This is a genomic window from Thermoactinomyces sp. FSL K6-2592, assembly GCF_038006465.1.
Classification (GTDB): Bacteria; Bacillota; Bacilli; order Thermoactinomycetales; family Thermoactinomycetaceae; genus Thermoactinomyces; species Thermoactinomyces vulgaris.
On the sequence record NZ_JBBOVH010000001.1, the window covers coordinates 1,914,794 to 1,932,500 of the forward strand.

Consider the following 17,707-nt stretch of genomic DNA (forward strand, 5'->3'; position numbering starts at 1 on the left):
AGTAATCTTCCCAAATATCTTCACCCAAGATCAAATCTGCGATGAATGGGGACCCATAATCAGGTTATCAAAAGTCTTCTGATGAAAGCACATAAAGCCATATCCAATCTGCGAGTAAAATTCCCGTAACTCTTTTGGAAATGTTCGATTCAGTTTTTTTTCTGCTTCTTCAACTTCACTTCTATCAAGAGGATAAAATTTATGTTTATACTCTGGTGGTGCTTGAACCTTTTCGGATGGAAGGACATATTTTTTCAAAAAAGAGAAATCACACATTGTTCTGATCACCTTTCAAAATATGAGATCAATCATGATTTCACCGCATCATTATATAACCCATAAAAACATGGTACCCCTGCTGTCATCTTTAACAAAACCAAAGCCCGCTCCTGTCTCACCGGAAACGGACATCCAAACAACTTTTTATGAAATTATGTTCAACAACTCTTCTCTTTTAATCTTCTTGTCACTGTCTGGCGGATAATGTTTCAGCAGGTATTCCTTTAAACGCTCAGCCCATTCTTCTTGATATCCATCTACTTTTGCTATCTCTTTTGTAAATTCATCAATTATTTCATCATCAACGGTTTCAATTGGTTGTGGAACAGCTATCGCATTTTCATATTCATAAGCCTGCCAAATCGTATATTCCATCGCATAATTAAAACATAACCAAATCACCTCTTGCTGAGGATCTTCTGCAAACTCATAATACATGGCGACTCCCTGAGCTTCATCATTTACAAAAACTTCATAAATATCATCGGCATGATGCTTTTTTTCTTCCACCCATCCCCAGCACATGCTGATTGCCTTTCTTACATCTTTTTTCCCTTCAGCTACCTGATTAATGATTTTTTCAGTTAAACAGAGTAAATATGCCACTCCAGCCTCACTATTAATATTCATATACCATTGCATAAATCTTCCTCCAAGTAATTCCTCAAAAATCCCGCGCTCCATAAATAACGGAATAGAATTAATCCTCAACCTCTTATAAGTAAATCGTACATAATAATCTTGTTCGGCATCTAACTTTCTTAAAAACTCTTCCAATGAATTTGCAACCTTCAGACCTGTATAATCTACGGAGTGATTTCTGTTATCTGTTTCCAGACTCAAATCCAAGGAAATCATGATATCATCGCCAACCTCAAAAAAAGGAAATAAGTGTGATTCCTCTGCGAATTCATCTGACAGATAATAATCTTCATAGACATTTATACCCAAAAGCAGATCCGCCACGGAACCCGGATCCATAATCCGATTGATGGACATCCGATCTTTGATTGTCCACATAAAGCCGTAACCAATCTGCAAATAAAATTCCCTTAACTCTTTTGGGAACATTCAATTGAGTCTTTTTTCCGCTTCTTCCACTTCACTTATATCAAGAGGATAAAATTTATGTTTATACTCTGGTGGTGCTTGAACCTTTTCGGATGGAAGGACATATTTTTTCAAAAAAGAAAAGTCGCTCATTGCTCTGATCACCTTTCAAGATATGAGATCAATGATTTCACCGCATCATTAGATAACCCATTGAAACATGTTACCCCTGCTGCCATCTTTTACAAAACCAAAGCCCGCTCCTGTTTCAACGGAAACGGACTTCCAAACAACTTTTTATGTAATCAAGTTCAACAACTCTTCTCTTTGGATCTTCTTGTCACTGCCTGACGGATAATGTTTCAGCAGGTATTCCTTTAAACGCTCAGCCCACTCTTCTTGGTAGCTGTTTACTTTTTTTATTTCTTCCATAAATTCATTTGGCGTATTTTCATCATTGACCGGTTCAATAGGTTGCGGAACTTCATTTTGCTCACCAGCAAGGATATATGCTTGTTTTATGGTGTATGATACGGCATCCAGAACACACCAAAAAGCTGACTCTGCTTGAGAATTTCCTGAAAACGGATCTGTTAAAGTCGTGACAACAAACAATCCCTCGTCTTCATCGTCTATCTCCAAATACATGTCGAGTCCACTTAACTTTTTTTCCTCGATCCATTTCCAACACAAATCCATGGACTTTCTTATTGCCGGAAACCAATCAAATTTAGTTAATTTATCTAAAACTTTCTCAGATAAAGCTAAAAAATAAGCCGCTCTCGCATCCATATTTACCTTTTTGTACCACTCCACACTCTATTGCCTCCCAAGTTCGTTACATTGTTCCATAATATCGGCCGCAAAATCGGAATCAACTTTTCAGCATTTGATATTCTATCGTTCAATCAGGTGCCACTATATTTTTTATAATGGGGGAAAATCTTTCAAAAACCCGATTTATCATCAACAACATTGATATAATAATTTTCTTTAGCATCTAACTTACGTAAAAAATCTTCAAGGGATTCCGCAATGATCACCCTTCCATAGTCAGCCGGATGAATTCCTTCTCTTGTCTCTTGACTCAAATCGAAAAAAATCAAGTCATCATTACCCAAGAAAAAAAACGGGAATAAATGCGGTTCTCCGATCTCTTCCATCAGATCATAATCTTCCCAAATGTCTTCACCCAAGATCAAATCTGCAAGGGAATCGGAATCCATGATACGGTTATCAAAAGTCTTCTGATGAATACACATAAAGCCATATCCAATTTGCAAATAAAATTCCCTTAACTCTTTTGGAAACGTTCGATTGAGTCTATGTTCCGCTTCTTCCACTTCACATATATCCAGAGGATAAAATACATGTTTATACTCTGGTGGTGCTTGAACGTTTACGGATGGAAGGACATATTTTTTCAAAAAAGAAAAGTCGCTCATTGCTCTGATCACCTCCAAAAAATGAAATCGAATCATTCAATGATAACCTATGGAAACACGTTACTTTTCTTTCACCTTTAACAAAAACAAAACCCGCACCTTTTGACCGGGCGGGCTTTCAAAGAAATCCATGAAACCGATTTTTACGCAATCAAGCTCAACAATTCTTCTCTTTGGATCTTCTTGTCACTGCCTGCCGGGTGGTTTTTTATCAGGTATTGTTTTAACCGCTCAGCCCATTTTTCTTGGTAATCATGAATCTGGCAAATTTTTCTCATAAATTCGCCGTCTGTAAATTCATCATTTACAACTTCAATTGCTTGCGGAACATAGCCTTTCTCTTCATACTTACAGGCTTGCCAAACCGTGTAGGCCACTGCATCGATTACACAGAAAAACGCAAGTTCATCTTCATCGTCATCTAAACCAGCATCGACTTCATTTATGTGAATTGAAAATAACCCTGTTTCTGATTCTTCATCATCAAGCCTTTCATAAAGATCATGTCCACTCCATCCTTTTTCCTCAATCCAATCCCAACACATGTTCATGGTTTCTTTTACATGAGGAAACCATTCATAATGACTGATTTTATCCAATACTTTTTCTGTTAAAGATAAATAAAAAGCCGCCTTTGCATCTTCACTAACATGATCATACCATTTCATAACGACCCCTCGATCCAATCCGGATGATATTCAAAGGATTATGAATATATATACCATCCCCAGGATAATCCATCTTTTGTTGTAAAGAAATATCTCATAGTCCTCTTTTGTCTTTCTTTCATTGCTGATGATACAATCATCAAGAGATATTTTTAAACGACGTTTACTGACATCCCACTTTAACAGAGTGAGAAATTTTGAATAAAACGATTCGTGAGGTTCGTTTTTCTGTTTGGTTTGAAGAAGATGATTTTTTAGATCTCCAAAGTCAATCGTATCAGGACTTGGTTGGGTTCCATGAGAAATAATTGCAATTTGTCGGAAATCGGAAGGGAGTTGAATCCCAAAATTTTTTTCTATCTGATCAATTGATTGCTTATCAGCAGGCACCTTGCTTTTCTGCATTTCATAATGTGCATCTCTAAGCTTTCAAATTTGGATCAGAGGTTCTGCAGAAATCTGAATAGCAAGCTGTTTACACTGTTTTGTTAAAATAACTGTTTGACCTTTCTTTGTCCCTTTTTTCAGTTCGGATTTCCCGTGCAATTTTTTCTTACTTATTTCTCTCTTCCTGCCTTTTGATATTTTCCAGAAAACGATGCATTGCTTGTTTGCTCTTTAAGATGACAACCGTTTTGCCAGCACCGGATTTTTGAAAAGCTTCTAATCGCTCCATCATTTTTCTCCGGCGGGAATCATAAGTGGTAAATACATACTTTATGAAATCCTTATTCCATCTTTCCGGACACCCTTCTCCCATACGCCGCGCTTTCCCCATGTTCACCAAAAAGCGCCTGATCACACGCAACAGGCACAGATATCGGGGCAGTTCCAAATAGATTATTGTATCCGCATGTTCTGCCCGGATCTCAAACGTACGACTGTAATTCCCTTCCACAATCCATTGGCATTGGTTCACAATTTCTTGCTGAGCTGCGACGAACTCCTCCGGGGAAGACTCCACCCAGCCCGGTTTTCAATAGAAAGCATCCAAATGATAAACACGGATCTTTAAGATTTGCCCTAATTTCCGCGCAAACGTCGATTTCCCAACTCCGGATGAAACCCCGATCACCATAATGCGGTTCACCACATGCCACCCCCTTTTCCCGTTTCCGGCCACAGAACCGGCCATTCCGGTTCAAGACCACACTTTGCAAGATACACGACAGCGCCACTTCCCTCCGCTTTGATCGTCGAAAAACCTCTCTAACAAAAATGATTCGCTCTTTTCGGCGCTTCTTTTCGTTTTTTATGTGCATAAAAGGTTACAAAACGCACATTTTGTAAAGATGATTCGGCAAACAACGCTGTTTTACGCACAGACCATCTGAATCCGGCTGACAACAGCCAGGCTTTGCTTTGCATGCACACAAAAAAATAACAGCCTGAAAAGGCAGTTATACCAGCACCGCACCGCGTTTTTTCCGTATGGATTCGTGAAACTCCGCCAATTGGCGGCAGCTTTCGGTTGGCACCCGTATTCTCTCTCCATCCAACCGTATGTACATTCCATCTTCTTTCGCTTCTTCATACGGATATTTGTCCAGCAACCAGAGTGCATTGATTTCGAAGTCTTCTATATCGGTGACAAAGCTGCATCCGCAATAAATCAACCCGATTTTCCGTCCTCTCATCCGCCGATATTCTTCAATGTTTCCTTTTCTCTCTTCTTCCATCATCCGTACGTAAAAATCCACGGCTTTCGGCGGGAAGCCCAAAATCGTCCCCAAAATCCGGTCGGCTTCTTTCGCGGATAGCGTTCCGCTGCGTTTCACTTCTGCGTGGAATAATCAGCTCGTTTTGAAAGAACAAGTAAAAAGGTCAAATCATAATCTTTATCCCCGACATACGGGTAATTGTCCAGCAAATACTCCATGTGTCCCGTTTTCCATCTTTCAAGGGGAATTTCCAAGAAGGCCGGTTTGTACCCTTATAAGAACGCATCCACCGCACGCAAGTTCATCGCTCCCCCGCTTACAATTGTGCGGGTATTTTATTCGTTATAGCCGCTATGATTCCTGCATAAAAAAACGCCCGTGACGGGCGCCAACCGTTCAACCGTCGTCTTCCCCGCATCCGTCGTATTCTTCGTATCCGCAGTTGCTGCAATACACGTAGCCGTCCCGGGACTTTCCCAATGTTTGTTCACCACAGCGAAGGCAAAGGGGCGCCATCTTTCAAGCCTCCTTCCGTTTGTGGCGGGTCTCGGATCGGCATTGTGAATAAAATTAATAATTTTCTTTATATTTTTATTATAACCCATTCAATACCGGATATTAAAAACCTGGAAATGTCAGCCGGGCCCGTTTTTCATCACAGTGGAGAAGTCTGTGCTTCGTGTTGGCAGGTTCCCCTTCACAGACACAAAAAAACGTTTGCCCCGTCCATATAGGGAAGGGGCAAACGTATTCCCTTGATCATTTTGGCGTCCCAGGAGAGATTCGAACTCCCGACCGACGGCTTAGAAGGCCGCTGCTCTATCCAGCTGAGCTACTGGGACATTTTTCTAATTCGCTGTGACGACACAAAATATTTTACAACAGATTATTCTTTCCGTCAACCACTTTTTTTATTTCAGCGAAAAAAACAGGCAAAAGGAAAAGGAATTATCGTTACGACAATTCCCCTTCAAATCCCCGCTCGGTAATCGGAGTTCCATCGGTTTGGTAGAATACCACTTTGATCTTCCCGTCTTTTTTCTCCAAAACAGCATAGGTCGGCACAGTAAAGCCCCGGGGTTGCGTGATGCTTCCGGGATTGATCAGCAAGACGCCGTCTTCTTCTTCACACACCGGGAAGTGGGAGTGGCCGAAACAAGCAATTTGCGCTCCCGCCTCCTGCGCCCGGTATTTGACGGGAAGCAAAGATTCTTTCACCCGGTACCGGTGGCCGTGCGTGACAAAAAAGCGAAGGGAATCCGCTTCAAAGACCTCTTCCTCGGAAACTTCTTCCCAATCGCAATTGCCTCTCACCACAGTCAACGGCACAGAGGGAAGTTCCGATCGGCCGGTGCAAAAATCTCCGCAATGGATCACATGATCGGCTTTCACCCGGTCCACGATTTCATTCAACCGTTTCGCCCGGCCGTGTGAATCGCTGATGATCAACACTTTCATCATCATTCCTCCCCTTATGAAAAATGATACATGTTCTTCATCTCTTCGATCAACAGACGAGTGGCTTTCCCGCGGTGACTGATGGCGAATTTTTCTTGATTGCTCAGCTCCGCCATTGTTTTGTGAAGCGAAGGCACATAAAAAAGCGGATCATAGCCGAAACCTTGATCGCCTCTCGGCTCCCGGGTGATCTCCCCGTGGCACGTTCCTTCCACGGTTTTGGTCGGTTCACCGGGCACGGCCAGCGCCATGACGCAAACGTAGTAAGCCTGGCGTTTCTCTTGCGGGATGGATTCCATTTGCTTCAGCAATTTCCGGTTGTTCTCTTCATCTGTGGCATTTTCTCCCGCATAGCGGGCCGAATAAACGCCAGGCTCCCCGTTTAGCGCCGGAACCACCAGCCCGGAATCATCTGAAACCACCGGGGCATTCAAATGCCGGGAAATTGTTTCCGCTTTTTTGACGGCATTGCCTTCAAAAGTATCCTGATCCTCCACAATGCCGGGCAAATCTTGAAAGTCTTTCAACCCTTTGACATCCAGGTTCAAATGCTCCAAAAACAGTTCCCGGAATTGTTCCAGTTTGTTTCGGTTTCCCGTCGCAATGATGATATACGGAAAAGGCCAGTTTCTTTTCATTTTTCTCTTCCTTTCCCTCTCAGTGGTTCATGGGAAAGCCCATGAACAATAAAAAAGCTCATGGGCCCGTTTTGATTATTTGGTTGCCGAAGAACTTTCCGCCGAAGCGGTTTCCCCCACCAGTTCGGCGTCGCTGCCCAAGATTTCTTTTTGCATGCGAATCAATTCAGACGTTCCTTTTTTGGCCAGCTCTAAGAGTTGGAAAAGCTGGTCGCCCGAAAAAGGAGATTCTTCGCCGGTTCCCTGGATTTCCACATATTTGCCGAGACCCGTCATGACTATATTCATATCCACAATGGCGGAGGAGTCTTCTTCATAACAAAGATCCAAGAGCACTTCTTCCCCGACGATCCCCACACTGGTCGCAGCCAAAAAGTCTTTGACCGGCATCTCTTTTAAAACACCGTTTTTCACCATGGGAGCCAGTGCATCCACCATGGCAACAAACGCTCCGGTAATCGCCGCGGTACGGGTTCCGCCATCCGCCTGGATCACGTCGCAGTCGATCCACAGGGTTCTTTCACCGATGGCGGATAAATCCACAACGGAACGGAGCGCCCTTCCAATCAGGCGCTGGATTTCCATCGTCCGGCCGCTGACTTTCCCCCGGCTGGATTCGCGAACGGTCCGTTGATGGGTTGCTCTCGGCAACATCGAATACTCCGCGGTAATCCACCCTTTACCGGAATTTCTCAAAAAAGGGGGGACTCTTTCTTCCACCGTCGCCGTGCAAATGACCCGGGTATCCCCCACAGTTATGTAAACGGAACCTTCCGCCGTCTTGATAAAGCCTCGCTGCATTTCCACTTTTCTTAGTTCATGATTTGCGCGTCCATCGGTTCTCAATGATGCTTCCCTCCTGTGCCAAGTTCCTTTAGTATAGCATACCCTTATCCCAAATTCCGAATGAGAAAAGAAAAAAGGAATGAAATTTGACTCATTCCTTTTGCACCTGCATCAGGATTTATTTGGATTGACAAAGACCGGCCGGGCCACGGGCTGGCTGACGGTTCCTTCCCCTTCCACGGCAACGCTTTGTTTTCCGTTCACGGTCAATTGCACTTTATCCGCATCGGTGTTTTCCGTCAAGGACAACACGATCGTTTGGATGGCGTCTTTGGAAGCGGTGTTTTTTCCGTACTGTAACAGTTGCTCTCCCAGGTCCGCCGAAACCACCTTGCCTTTGACCTGAACTTTATTCACCGCCAGGGTGTTGTCCAGCGCCGCACTCAAACCGGAATCATATTGCGGCCCTTTGATCAGCTCATTCATCACCGTTTCGCCGATTTGGTCTGATGGACTGACCATCCGGGTCACCGGTACATAGTAAATCTCGTTATTGGGCAATTGCCCCATGAAATACAGGATGACCGGCATGCTCCGTGTCAGGTCCGTTCCTTCGGCCACCTCCAGATTGATCCCGTCTTTGCGGGTCAAACCTTGAGCCGGTGTCTTTTTCTTCGGCATGACCGCAAGCGGTTTCCCATCGACCCAGATATTCACCTCATCAATGGTGGAAAAACCCGTCAACGTCCAAGTCACGGCACTTAACAAATCTTCTTCTTCATCCTCTTTGTAGTTCAAAAATTCCTTTGAAAAGTCAATGGTTGCAACCCCGTCTGAAATATTTAACGCCTTCACCTGCGTACCTTTGGGCAAAATCGGAGTCAACCCTTCCGGCAACATGGATACTCCCGGCCCTTCCTTCACCATGAACTTTAACACTTCTTTGGCAATCCCTGTGGAAGCCGGAAGATTCAAGGTATAAGGCGCGACGTGGCCGTTATTCGTTTTGAAATAAAGTTCGACTCCGGTCGTCTTTTCCTGTTTGTCATCTTTCTTTTCCTGGCCGGCCCCCACCGGCGTCGCGTTGTCCAAATTGGCATTGGCCGGGGGCGGGTCTATGGGCTTGGTGGATTCTTTTCCCGGTCCGAACATGCATCCGGTCACCAGCAAAGGAATGAATAATAGAAAGACGGCTGAGCGTATGAATCTTTGATCCATGAACAATCTCCCCCCAAGGACAAGTCATTTATTACATGTATACGGGCATGGGGGGAATTTAGCACTTTCCGGGACAAAATTTTATCCCACTGAAGGGAAATAAAGCTCCACTTGTTCCACCTTGACCGGAAAACCGAACCAGTCTTCGGCGATCTTCGAAAAGCTTTCCGTCGACCCCGTCGTAAAGAAACGGTGTTCGGGGGAATGCTGATCCGACAGCAATTGTTGATGCTGCAAAATTGTGCTTAACTCCACCGCGGTCTCTTCCGCCGAACTGATGATGGAAACCGATTCGCTCACTGCTTTTCGGATGGAATCCGCCAAAAGGGGATAATGCGTGCATCCGAGAATCAGGGTATCCATCGAAGTATTTCTGAGCGGGGACAACGTGTCGGCAACAATGTCATCGGCCAAAGCGGTATGGCGATACCCGCTTTCCACCAACGGCACAAAGGCCGGACAAGCCAGACTGTGAATGGTCAAGTCGGGATGGATTTTGCGCAGAGCCTGTTCATAAGCCCCGCTTTGAATCGTTCCCTGCGTGCCGATCACGCCAATCGTTTGGTTTTTCGTCGCTTTAATGGCCGCCCGCGCCCCGGGATCAATCACTCCCAGAACCGGAATGTCCACCTGTTCTCTCACCAAATCCAGCGCTGCGGCGGTTGCGGTGTTGCACGCGATCAAAATCGCTTTGATCGGATGACTCATCAAAAACCGGACAATGCCCATGGTAAATCTCCGGACTTCTTCTTTGCTTCGGGGGCCATATGGACAGCGTTTGGTATCCCCCACATAATAAATGGTTTCCCGGGGCAACTGCCGCATCACTTCACGGGCAACGGTCAACCCGCCGACTCCGGAGTCAAGGATGCCGATGGCCCGGTCTCTGGTTTGCTGCATCATACAAAAATCCAACTCCTATCCCTCTGTCTCAACCGGATATGTTATCATATTGTTTTTTCCAAGAATTGGAACACGGGCAACAAAAACCTCCATTCGGTGCATGAATGGAGGAAAACCTCAATCTTTTTTCATTTCATGATACAAAACGGATAAATGTTTCTGAATTTGCTCTGTCTCTTCGGATGACAAATGCGAGAGAATGTCAGACAAGTACTGCCGACGGGCTGCCAATACTTCTTCAATGATTTTGCTCCCTTTATCCAATAAACGGATCCGCACCACGCGCCGATCACGTTCATCCCTTATCCGTTCCACCACTTTGTTTTTCTCCATCCGGTCAATCAAATCGGTCATCGTACTGCAAGCCAAAAACATTTTTTGGCTCAATTCCCCGATGGTTAAATCCCCGTTTTCCTGAAGCAACAACAAAGCGGAAAACTGGGGAGGGGTCACCGGAAACCGGTCCAGGATTTCCCTTCCTTTTCTTTTGACAATCACACTGATTTCCCGCAATAAAAATTCTATTTCTGCAAATCGCTCGTAAGAGACCGGTTTTTTCTTTTCCATAAGTCTCTCCTTTATTCCAAACTTTCATCATACCCTTATCAAAAAAGTATATATAAAATTATACTCCTTGACAAACCAAATCCAGTAAACAAAAAACTGCAAAACAATGACACATCTGATAAAATGGTGTCTCGGTAACATATGTTTCAAGGAGGTTGGACGGTTGAACCAAACACCATTTCTGCAAGAAAAAAACGGGGATTTATGGCTGATCGAAGATGAACGGGAAAACATGAAGGTAAGTTACCGGATTAAAGAAGTTGTATTTTCGGAGAAATCCCCTTTTCAACATGTCATGATTTTGGATTCATATGATTTCGGGCGCATGCTCGTTTTGGACGGCGTGGTGCAAACCACTTCCCTGGACGGCCACATTTATAATGAAATGATCACCCACATTCCGCTTTCCATCCACCCGAATCCCGAGCGCGTGTTGATCATCGGGGGCGGGGACTGCGGAGCCGCCAGGGAAGTATGCAAATATGAAAATGTCAAAGAAATTGACATGGTGGAAATTGACGAGCTGGTGGTGGATGCCTGCAAAAAATACCTGCCGGCGGTTTCCGGAAACCTTTCCGATCGCCGGGTGAACTTTATTTTTAATGACGGGATCAAACATGTGGAAAACATCCAGGATCACTACGATGTGATCATCGTGGACTCCTCCGACCCCGTGGGCCCCGCCAAAGCGCTTTTTGAAAAGAGCTTTTATGAAAACATTCACCGGGCTTTAAAAGAAGACGGATTGATGGTGTGCCAAAGCCAGTCCCCGCTGTTTCACCGCTCCGTCATGAACCAAACCATCCGCCACATCCGGGATCTGTATCCGGCGGTCAAAGTATACACGGCAACGGTTCCCACCTATCCGGGCGGCTTCTGGAGCTTCACCCTGGGCTCCAAAAAATATGATCAAGTGTTTGTGAACCGCTTCGAAAAAGACACCAAATACGTCAATCATTCAATTCTGACAACCTGTTTTGACGTGCCGGCCTTTTTAAAACACGATTAAAGTAAAATGCACTTCTTCAGAGATAAAAAAATCCCTCCTGTTTAAAGGAGGGATTTTGCTTAATCGTTTTCCTGCAATTGATTCAATAAATTGCGCCAACCGTGAAGGTGCGCAAGTGCCGTCACTTCGCGCCGGATTTTTTCGTGGCGGCAATCGGCAAAATCGGCAAACACTTGCTCCAGATCCCCGATTTCCCGTTTGACCAAGGGGCAATCCAAGTATCCGAGCAAATGAATAAACCATTCATAATTGCCGTTTAATGCCTCTTCTTTTAACTCTTCAATGGTAAAGAGCTGATAAAAAGGGAAATGATTCAGGGCCAGAACTACATCAAAGGGAACATCCACCGGCAATTTGCCGGCAGGTTTCTCCTCCGACACCAGTTCGTTTAAAATTTGCCTCTTCCCTTCCAGGTATGGGCACGGCCTGTAGTGGACAAACAGATAAAAAATGCCCCATTGATCCTCCATCGGGATGCGGTACAAGGAGAAAATGGAACCGGAGTAATTCGTGTACCATTGCGACCACTGCCCTCCGTCCGCAGTGGCCGTCACCATCCGGTCGGTGCGCAAAAAAGGATTGAACGCCGCGCTGTTTTCCAAGTCAACCATTTCATGTTCGTAATGGCCGACGCCTATGTAAAAAGAAGACCATTTCAAACGCTCCTCCGTCAGCGGTGTCAACTGCCGCTGGCTGGTTCCTCTCCAAACTCGCGGGATCGTGTGATGAGGCAAGCGCATTTGCTCCATTTGCCAACCCGGCGACAAATAATAATCTGAAAAGCGACGGACTTCATCCAAATCGGCCGGAATGGCCAACGGATGTGAAACACATCCTTGAAAGATTGCAAAAATTTGATGTTCCACCAAAGGTTGATAGGCAAGCACAATACCGCGGGGAATACTCAGATCCTTTGCTTCGGCAAAAACGATCAAATCAGCTTCCCGATCCATGAACTGTGCCAGCTCATCCAAAAAAGCAGCTTCATCCAAAAACTCAAATCCCGTTTCCTGCCAACGCTGATCCCATTTCCAGCTTTGCAACCAGCCGGGTAGCTGCATAAAGATCATCCTTTTTATCAATATCCTTGAATTGTATTGAATACACAACTTTCGCCATTTGACAAATCCGCCCTCCATTTCTGATCTTTTTTAAGGGGGATTTTTCTCTTTTTTTACTGGCATTTTGGCGTCTTTTTGCAGTGATAGACCCTTCAACATTTTCCGAAAAAATTTATTCCGCCCGTTTTTCGTCGTTTACAATTCTCTCCAGTTTTTCATAAATTTCCAACAAGCGGATCAAATCGTCTTGGGACAAATTGGACAAATAATGTTTCACCACTTCTTCACTGATTTTTTTCGCTTTGGACAATATATTTTTTCCTTCTTCCGTCAGTTCAATGACAACCACACGACGGTCAAAAGCATCCTGGGAGCGCCTTACCCACTGGTGGGCTTCCAAACGGTCTATCATCAACGTCACCGCACTGGGCTTGACCTCCATCATGTTTGCAATGTCGGTCGCCCGGCATCGGTCGCTCGATCCGATATAATTCAATATATGAAACTGCGCCCGGGTCAAACCGATTTCGGATAACGCCGTGGTGATATGCTGTCCGATTCTCCGGGTAATGGCATATTGTTTCATTTGAATGTTGGTAATAATGTTCTCGTGATCAAATGTCATCCGTCTCCCCGCTTTCCATCTCATTCCCATTGGTTAGGAAAGTTAATATTTAATTTTATTAAATATTAACCACCGGCCCGTTGTCAACCTGAACGGAAGCGATTACACCGCGATCACTGCCATGCATGAAATAACAGCCGGTCGGTCCGGGAAAGTTCCTTAACGGAACCGATGCCTGCTCCAAACATGGCGATTTTCATTTCCATCATCACCTGCCGGAGCCGGTCGATCAACATATCCTGCCGGTTATCGGCCGCATAGGGCAAAAGCGAACGTCCAAATCCGGCCAGATCTGCTCCCAACGCGATCGCCTTCGCGGCATCCACCCCGTTTTTCAATCCGCCGCTGGCAAGGATCGTTCCGGAAGGAGCCGCACTCCGCGCTTCGATCACACATTCCGCCGTCGGAATTCCCCAATTTTCAAAAGCTTGCGCCGCATTTTTCAACAAGGGGGTGGTCCGGTGTTTTTCCACCTGACTCCACGAAGTGCCTCCCGCTCCGGCCACATCCACAAACTGTACACCGCAATCAAACAGGGTTTTGACCAATTCGCCGTTGATTCCCCAACCCACTTCCTTGACACCGATGGGAAATGAAACGCGCCGGCACAGCTTTTCAATTTTCCGGAGGATGCCTTTGAAATTGACGTCCCCCTCCGGCTGAAACACTTCTTGCATCGAATTCAAGTGCAAAACCAGCGCATCGGCTTCCGCTGTCTCCACAAAACGGTAACATTCTTCTTCCCCGACCCCGTGATTCAATTGCACGGCTCCGATATTGGCAATCACCGGAATATCCGGGGCATGGCGCCGGACTTGAAAGGTGTGTTCCACCGCCGGCCGATCCAGAATCACACGCATTGATCCCAGCGCCATCGCCCACCCGCACTCCTGGGCCGCAATGGCCAACATGCGGTTAATCTCCCCCGTTTCTTCGGTCCCGCCGGTCATCGAACTGATGAAAAGCGGGGCCTTCAAAGGTTTCCCCAAAAAGGTACAGGAAAGATCAATTTCACGAAAATCCAGCTCCGGCAACGCCTGATGAACAAAGCGGTAATGTTCCAATCCGGTGGTCACTTGCCGGCTGGTCACATTTTCATTCAGCACGATTTCGATATGTTCGTTCTTTCGTTTCTGCACCCGAGACTTCGACTTCATAACGCAATCCTTTCCTCACAGGCAATTCCAACTATAGTTTAACGCAAGTCTTACTGGCTTCATGCAAAGTTCAACGTTTTTTAACCATTTTCTTCATTGAAATCCCGGTGGAAATATCCCATCACTTCCACGGTTTCCATGATATTGACAAACGCTTTGGGATCGTTTTCCATAATCACCCTTTTCACTTCCGCCAGTTGGTAGCGGGAAATAATCATGAACAAGACTTTCCGTTTTTCCCGGGTGTAGGCTCCCTCCCCGTCGACAATCGTGATTCCCCGCACCAATCTGGAAATCAGGCTTTTCCGGATTTCCTCACCTTTGCTAGTGATAATCATCAAGGTGACTTTCAAATGTTTGGTATGAATCATGTCAATCACTTTACCGGTGGCAAAAATGGACAACATGGTGTAAAGAGCCGTGTCCCAGTCAAACAGAAACCCTGAAACAAACACGATCACCGCATTCATGGTAAAGGTGAGCGTCCCCAAAGAAATCTCTTTTTTTCGGGTCAGCAAAAAGACAATGATATCCAATCCCCCGGTGGAACCGGATGAACGAAAGATAAATCCGGTACCGATGCCGGCGAGCACGCCCCCGAACAGCGAGGACATGATCGGGTCGCTGGAAATTGGTTCAACGGGAATCAACCACAAGGCCACCGAGGTGACGACAACCGAAAGAATCGTATTGATGATGAACTTTTTCCCCAGCTTCATGTATCCGAGCAGAAGCAAAGGAAGATTCAACGCAAAGTTGATGACCCCGGTGTTGATCGGCGTCAACAAACTGATAATCATGGCGATCCCGGAAACGCCGCTGCTTAAAATCTTATGCGGCAACAAAAACACATTCCATGCAAAGGCAATCAAGATGGAAGAAAGGACAATAATCACCATTCGCAAAACCATTTCGCATCACTTTCACTTTCTGTTTTCTGATATTCACAGCCATCTAGTATAACATCATCTTTCTCCGGAAGATATCCTATTCTTCAATTTTCCTGATAAAAACAAACCCTTTTCTCCAAAGAGGAGAAAGGGCTTAGTCATTGTCCGGATCCATGGTATAAATCTTCACCGGTTTTCCCGGTTCATAATAAGCGATCATCAATTGTTTTTTCAAGAGGATTTCGCCGGTCTTACGGTATCTTTCCAAATCAAACGGCACCGACTCGATCACCGCATGCTTGAACAACTGCCTTTCGCTCACCGGTTGCTCCCCGAAATCTCCCGAGACTTTCTCCGGCGATTTCAACGCCATTTTCAAATAAGCGGCTTGTTCCTCCTTGCTCAGTGTCCAGTCCCACCATACTTTGCGCGGACGGTGACGATGATTGAGATAATAGTCATACTTCATCAACCCCAAAATCACATCCGGCTGTGAAGTGCCCCTGCTTTTCAGAAAGGAAACCAGACGCAAAAAGAGATCTTCCAACTGATGCCCGATTCGTTGCCATCCCTGCTCCTCCCAGTAGTCGCCAAACTCCTGGAAAAAGTCAAAGGCAGAAGGAAACTCGTGCTCAATCAAATAGTTCAAGGTGTGGTCCATGCGATGCGCATTCCAATACTTTTCCAACACATCCTCCACGCGCTTGATGCGGACAATGTCGGCAAAGGAAAGGTCCTTGTTGCCCAAGATCTCATAAGGTGCCCGCTCCATGTAAACATACTCATACTGATCAGCCTGGATGCGAAGTCCCGTTCCCCTCAACATTTTCAAAAAGCCCAGTTGCAATTCTTCCGGCCGCAGGGCAAATACATCATTAAATGTCTTTTTAAACGTGTCATAATCTTCATGGGGCAATCCGGCGATCAAATCCAGGTGCTGGGCAATCTTGCCGCTTTCTTTGATCATGTTCACCGTGCGCGACAGTTTGGAGAAGTTTTGTCTCCGTTTCACCGCCAAGTTGGTCGGGTCGTTCGTCGATTGAACCCCGATTTCAAAGCGGAAAATCCCCGGAGGCGCATTTTCCGTCAAAAATTGCAACACTTCCGGCCGCATGATATCTGCCGTGATCTCGAACTGGAACACACACCCTTGGTGATGGTCAATGAGAAACCGGAAAATCTCCAGCGCATAATCCCGCTTGATATTAAACGTCCGGTCCACAAATTTGATCAGCTTTGCCCCGTTTTCAATCAAGTACATGAGGTCCGCCTTCGTCCGTTCGATATCAAAATACCGGACCCCCACTTCAATGCTGGACAAGCAAAACTGGCAATTAAACGGACATCCCCGGCTCGTCTCGAAATAAATCACCCGTTTGGACAAATCGGGCAGATCTTCCGGAAACCGGTGCGGAGTCGGGATCTCATTCAAGTCCAACTTGGGCCGCGGCGGATTGAGAATCACTTCTTCCCCTTGGCGGTAAGCCACGCCCAACACCTGATCATACCGCTCTTCTGCGCTGATCTCCTTCAGCAAGTGATGAAACGTCGCTTCCCCTTCCCCCATCACAATAAAATCCACTTGCGGCAACCGGTCCATCCATTCACGGGTGTCATACGACACTTCCGGACCGCCCAGCACAATCTTTGTCTGAGGCATGATCTTTTTTATCATATCCAAAATCGGGATGGTCTCTTCAATATTCCATATGTAACATGAAAAACCGATCACATCCGGCCGGCGTTGAAACAGATCCGAAACCACATTCATCGCCGGATCCTTGATCGTATACTCCGCGATCTCCACATCAAATTCCCGGCCGCTGTACGCTTTTAAATACCGCAACGCCAAAGATGTATGAATGTACTTTGCATTTAACGTCGCCAATACCACTTTCATCTTCATCAACCTCTTCTGAATTCATATTCTGTTTTCCATTTCATCTTCTCTATCCTAAACAGAATACCACAGAAACAGACAAAAAGCCCTCCCGCCGCGTTCCTTTCCCGCCAAACAAAAAAACCGCCAACCGGCTTGATGTCCGGAAGCGGATTGTATGACCAAACCCCGATTCTGCAAATCTTCCATTTTCTCAAATCAATGCCCTTTCCCCAAACAACCGGCCCATCCAGGGGGTTTTTCTATATCAATATACCGTTTTCGTCCAAGTCCAACAAATGATTCTCCCATATTGACACTCCACACGGCTGAAGCCGTGGGATTCTTGGGTCGTTAGCGTCCGTAGTCCGTTTCCGTTTTGGACAACGCCCAAGTTCAGGGGTGTGTCATCA

Annotated in this window: 21 protein-coding genes and 1 tRNA gene; 1 reads left to right on the forward strand and 21 read right to left on the reverse strand. The window is 45.7% G+C overall.

Annotated features, from left to right (window positions below; translation table 11 throughout):
* Window positions 1-30: 30 nt before the first annotated feature.
* The 16 genes from NYE37_RS14010 to NYE37_RS10065 form a co-directional block, all read right to left on the reverse strand.
* Complete coding sequence (locus NYE37_RS14010; protein ID WP_445330300.1) at window positions 31-276, reverse strand: SMI1/KNR4 family protein; 246 nt, start codon at window positions 274-276, stop codon at window positions 31-33.
* Between the two features lie 147 nt (window positions 277-423).
* Window positions 424-1,350 carry an Imm6 family immunity protein gene (locus NYE37_RS09995; RefSeq protein WP_062842931.1) on the reverse strand — a complete coding sequence of 309 codons (927 nt, stop codon included), beginning with the start codon at window positions 1,348-1,350 and terminating at the stop codon, window positions 424-426.
* Window positions 1,351-1,482: a hypothetical protein gene (locus NYE37_RS10000; RefSeq protein ID WP_255347150.1), complete on the reverse strand. Its 132-nt coding sequence runs from the start codon at window positions 1,480-1,482 to the stop codon at window positions 1,351-1,353. It lies immediately after the preceding gene.
* Window positions 1,483-1,626: 144 nt separating this feature from the next.
* A complete protein-coding gene (locus NYE37_RS10005; protein ID WP_037993611.1) occupies window positions 1,627-2,145 on the reverse strand; it encodes an Imm6 family immunity protein in 519 nt (172 codons plus the stop codon).
* A gap of 131 nt (window positions 2,146-2,276) precedes the next feature.
* Window positions 2,277-2,774: an SMI1/KNR4 family protein gene (locus NYE37_RS10010; protein ID WP_037993612.1), complete on the reverse strand. Its 498-nt coding sequence runs from the start codon at window positions 2,772-2,774 to the stop codon at window positions 2,277-2,279.
* 143 nt (window positions 2,775-2,917) lie between these two features.
* Complete coding sequence (locus NYE37_RS10015; RefSeq protein WP_037993615.1) at window positions 2,918-3,442, reverse strand: Imm6 family immunity protein; 525 nt, start codon at window positions 3,440-3,442, stop codon at window positions 2,918-2,920.
* A gap of 30 nt (window positions 3,443-3,472) precedes the next feature.
* Complete coding sequence (locus NYE37_RS10020) at window positions 3,473-3,847, reverse strand: SMI1/KNR4 family protein (protein WP_037993617.1); 375 nt, start codon at window positions 3,845-3,847, stop codon at window positions 3,473-3,475.
* Between the two features lie 148 nt (window positions 3,848-3,995).
* Entirely contained in the window at window positions 3,996-4,406 is a 411-nt protein-coding gene (locus tag NYE37_RS10025) for a topology modulation protein (RefSeq protein WP_309485135.1), read from the reverse strand.
* A gap of 436 nt (window positions 4,407-4,842) precedes the next feature.
* Window positions 4,843-5,220 (reverse strand): hypothetical protein, encoded by a 378-nt coding sequence (locus NYE37_RS10030; RefSeq protein WP_037993618.1) that lies wholly within the window; start codon window positions 5,218-5,220, stop codon window positions 4,843-4,845.
* Window positions 5,221-5,868: 648 nt separating this feature from the next.
* Window positions 5,869-5,945 (reverse strand) — tRNA-Arg (locus NYE37_RS10035).
* A gap of 112 nt (window positions 5,946-6,057) precedes the next feature.
* Window positions 6,058-6,561: a metallophosphoesterase family protein gene (locus NYE37_RS10040; RefSeq protein WP_037993619.1), complete on the reverse strand. Its 504-nt coding sequence runs from the start codon at window positions 6,559-6,561 to the stop codon at window positions 6,058-6,060.
* A 14-nt stretch (window positions 6,562-6,575) separates the two neighbouring features.
* Window positions 6,576-7,199, reverse strand: a complete 624-nt coding sequence (locus NYE37_RS10045) for an XTP/dITP diphosphatase (RefSeq protein ID WP_037993622.1) — start codon at window positions 7,197-7,199, stop codon at window positions 6,576-6,578.
* A 75-nt stretch (window positions 7,200-7,274) separates the two neighbouring features.
* Window positions 7,275-8,045 carry a ribonuclease PH gene (gene rph, locus NYE37_RS10050; protein WP_049719870.1) on the reverse strand — a complete coding sequence of 257 codons (771 nt, stop codon included), beginning with the start codon at window positions 8,043-8,045 and terminating at the stop codon, window positions 7,275-7,277.
* A 111-nt stretch (window positions 8,046-8,156) separates the two neighbouring features.
* Window positions 8,157-9,203, reverse strand: coding sequence for a GerMN domain-containing protein (locus tag NYE37_RS10055; RefSeq protein WP_037993624.1), 1,047 nt, complete (start codon window positions 9,201-9,203; stop codon window positions 8,157-8,159).
* Window positions 9,204-9,284: 81 nt separating this feature from the next.
* Complete coding sequence (gene racE, locus NYE37_RS10060; RefSeq protein ID WP_037993627.1) at window positions 9,285-10,106, reverse strand: glutamate racemase; 822 nt, start codon at window positions 10,104-10,106, stop codon at window positions 9,285-9,287.
* A 117-nt stretch (window positions 10,107-10,223) separates the two neighbouring features.
* Entirely contained in the window at window positions 10,224-10,673 is a 450-nt protein-coding gene (locus NYE37_RS10065) for a MarR family winged helix-turn-helix transcriptional regulator (RefSeq protein ID WP_037993629.1), read from the reverse strand.
* Between the two features lie 163 nt (window positions 10,674-10,836).
* Between NYE37_RS10065 and speE the strand changes: the two genes are divergently transcribed.
* Window positions 10,837-11,682 carry a polyamine aminopropyltransferase gene (gene speE, locus NYE37_RS10070; protein ID WP_037993630.1) on the forward strand — a complete coding sequence of 282 codons (846 nt, stop codon included), beginning with the start codon at window positions 10,837-10,839 and terminating at the stop codon, window positions 11,680-11,682.
* A gap of 59 nt (window positions 11,683-11,741) precedes the next feature.
* Here the strand turns inward: speE and NYE37_RS10075 are convergent, their stop codons facing one another.
* From NYE37_RS10075 to NYE37_RS10095, 5 genes are all read right to left on the reverse strand, one after another.
* Window positions 11,742-12,743 carry a hypothetical protein gene (locus NYE37_RS10075; protein ID WP_037993631.1) on the reverse strand — a complete coding sequence of 334 codons (1,002 nt, stop codon included), beginning with the start codon at window positions 12,741-12,743 and terminating at the stop codon, window positions 11,742-11,744.
* A gap of 172 nt (window positions 12,744-12,915) precedes the next feature.
* Window positions 12,916-13,368 (reverse strand): MarR family winged helix-turn-helix transcriptional regulator, encoded by a 453-nt coding sequence (locus tag NYE37_RS10080; RefSeq protein WP_037993632.1) that lies wholly within the window; start codon window positions 13,366-13,368, stop codon window positions 12,916-12,918.
* 113 nt (window positions 13,369-13,481) lie between these two features.
* Window positions 13,482-14,525, reverse strand: a complete 1,044-nt coding sequence (gene fni / locus NYE37_RS10085) for a type 2 isopentenyl-diphosphate Delta-isomerase (RefSeq protein ID WP_049719869.1) — start codon at window positions 14,523-14,525, stop codon at window positions 13,482-13,484.
* An 80-nt stretch (window positions 14,526-14,605) separates the two neighbouring features.
* Window positions 14,606-15,436, reverse strand: a complete 831-nt coding sequence (locus NYE37_RS10090; protein ID WP_049719868.1) for a YitT family protein — start codon at window positions 15,434-15,436, stop codon at window positions 14,606-14,608.
* A 133-nt stretch (window positions 15,437-15,569) separates the two neighbouring features.
* Window positions 15,570-17,315: a B12-binding domain-containing radical SAM protein gene (locus NYE37_RS10095; RefSeq protein WP_340711962.1), complete on the reverse strand. Its 1,746-nt coding sequence runs from the start codon at window positions 17,313-17,315 to the stop codon at window positions 15,570-15,572.
* Window positions 17,316-17,707 lie beyond the last annotated feature (392 nt).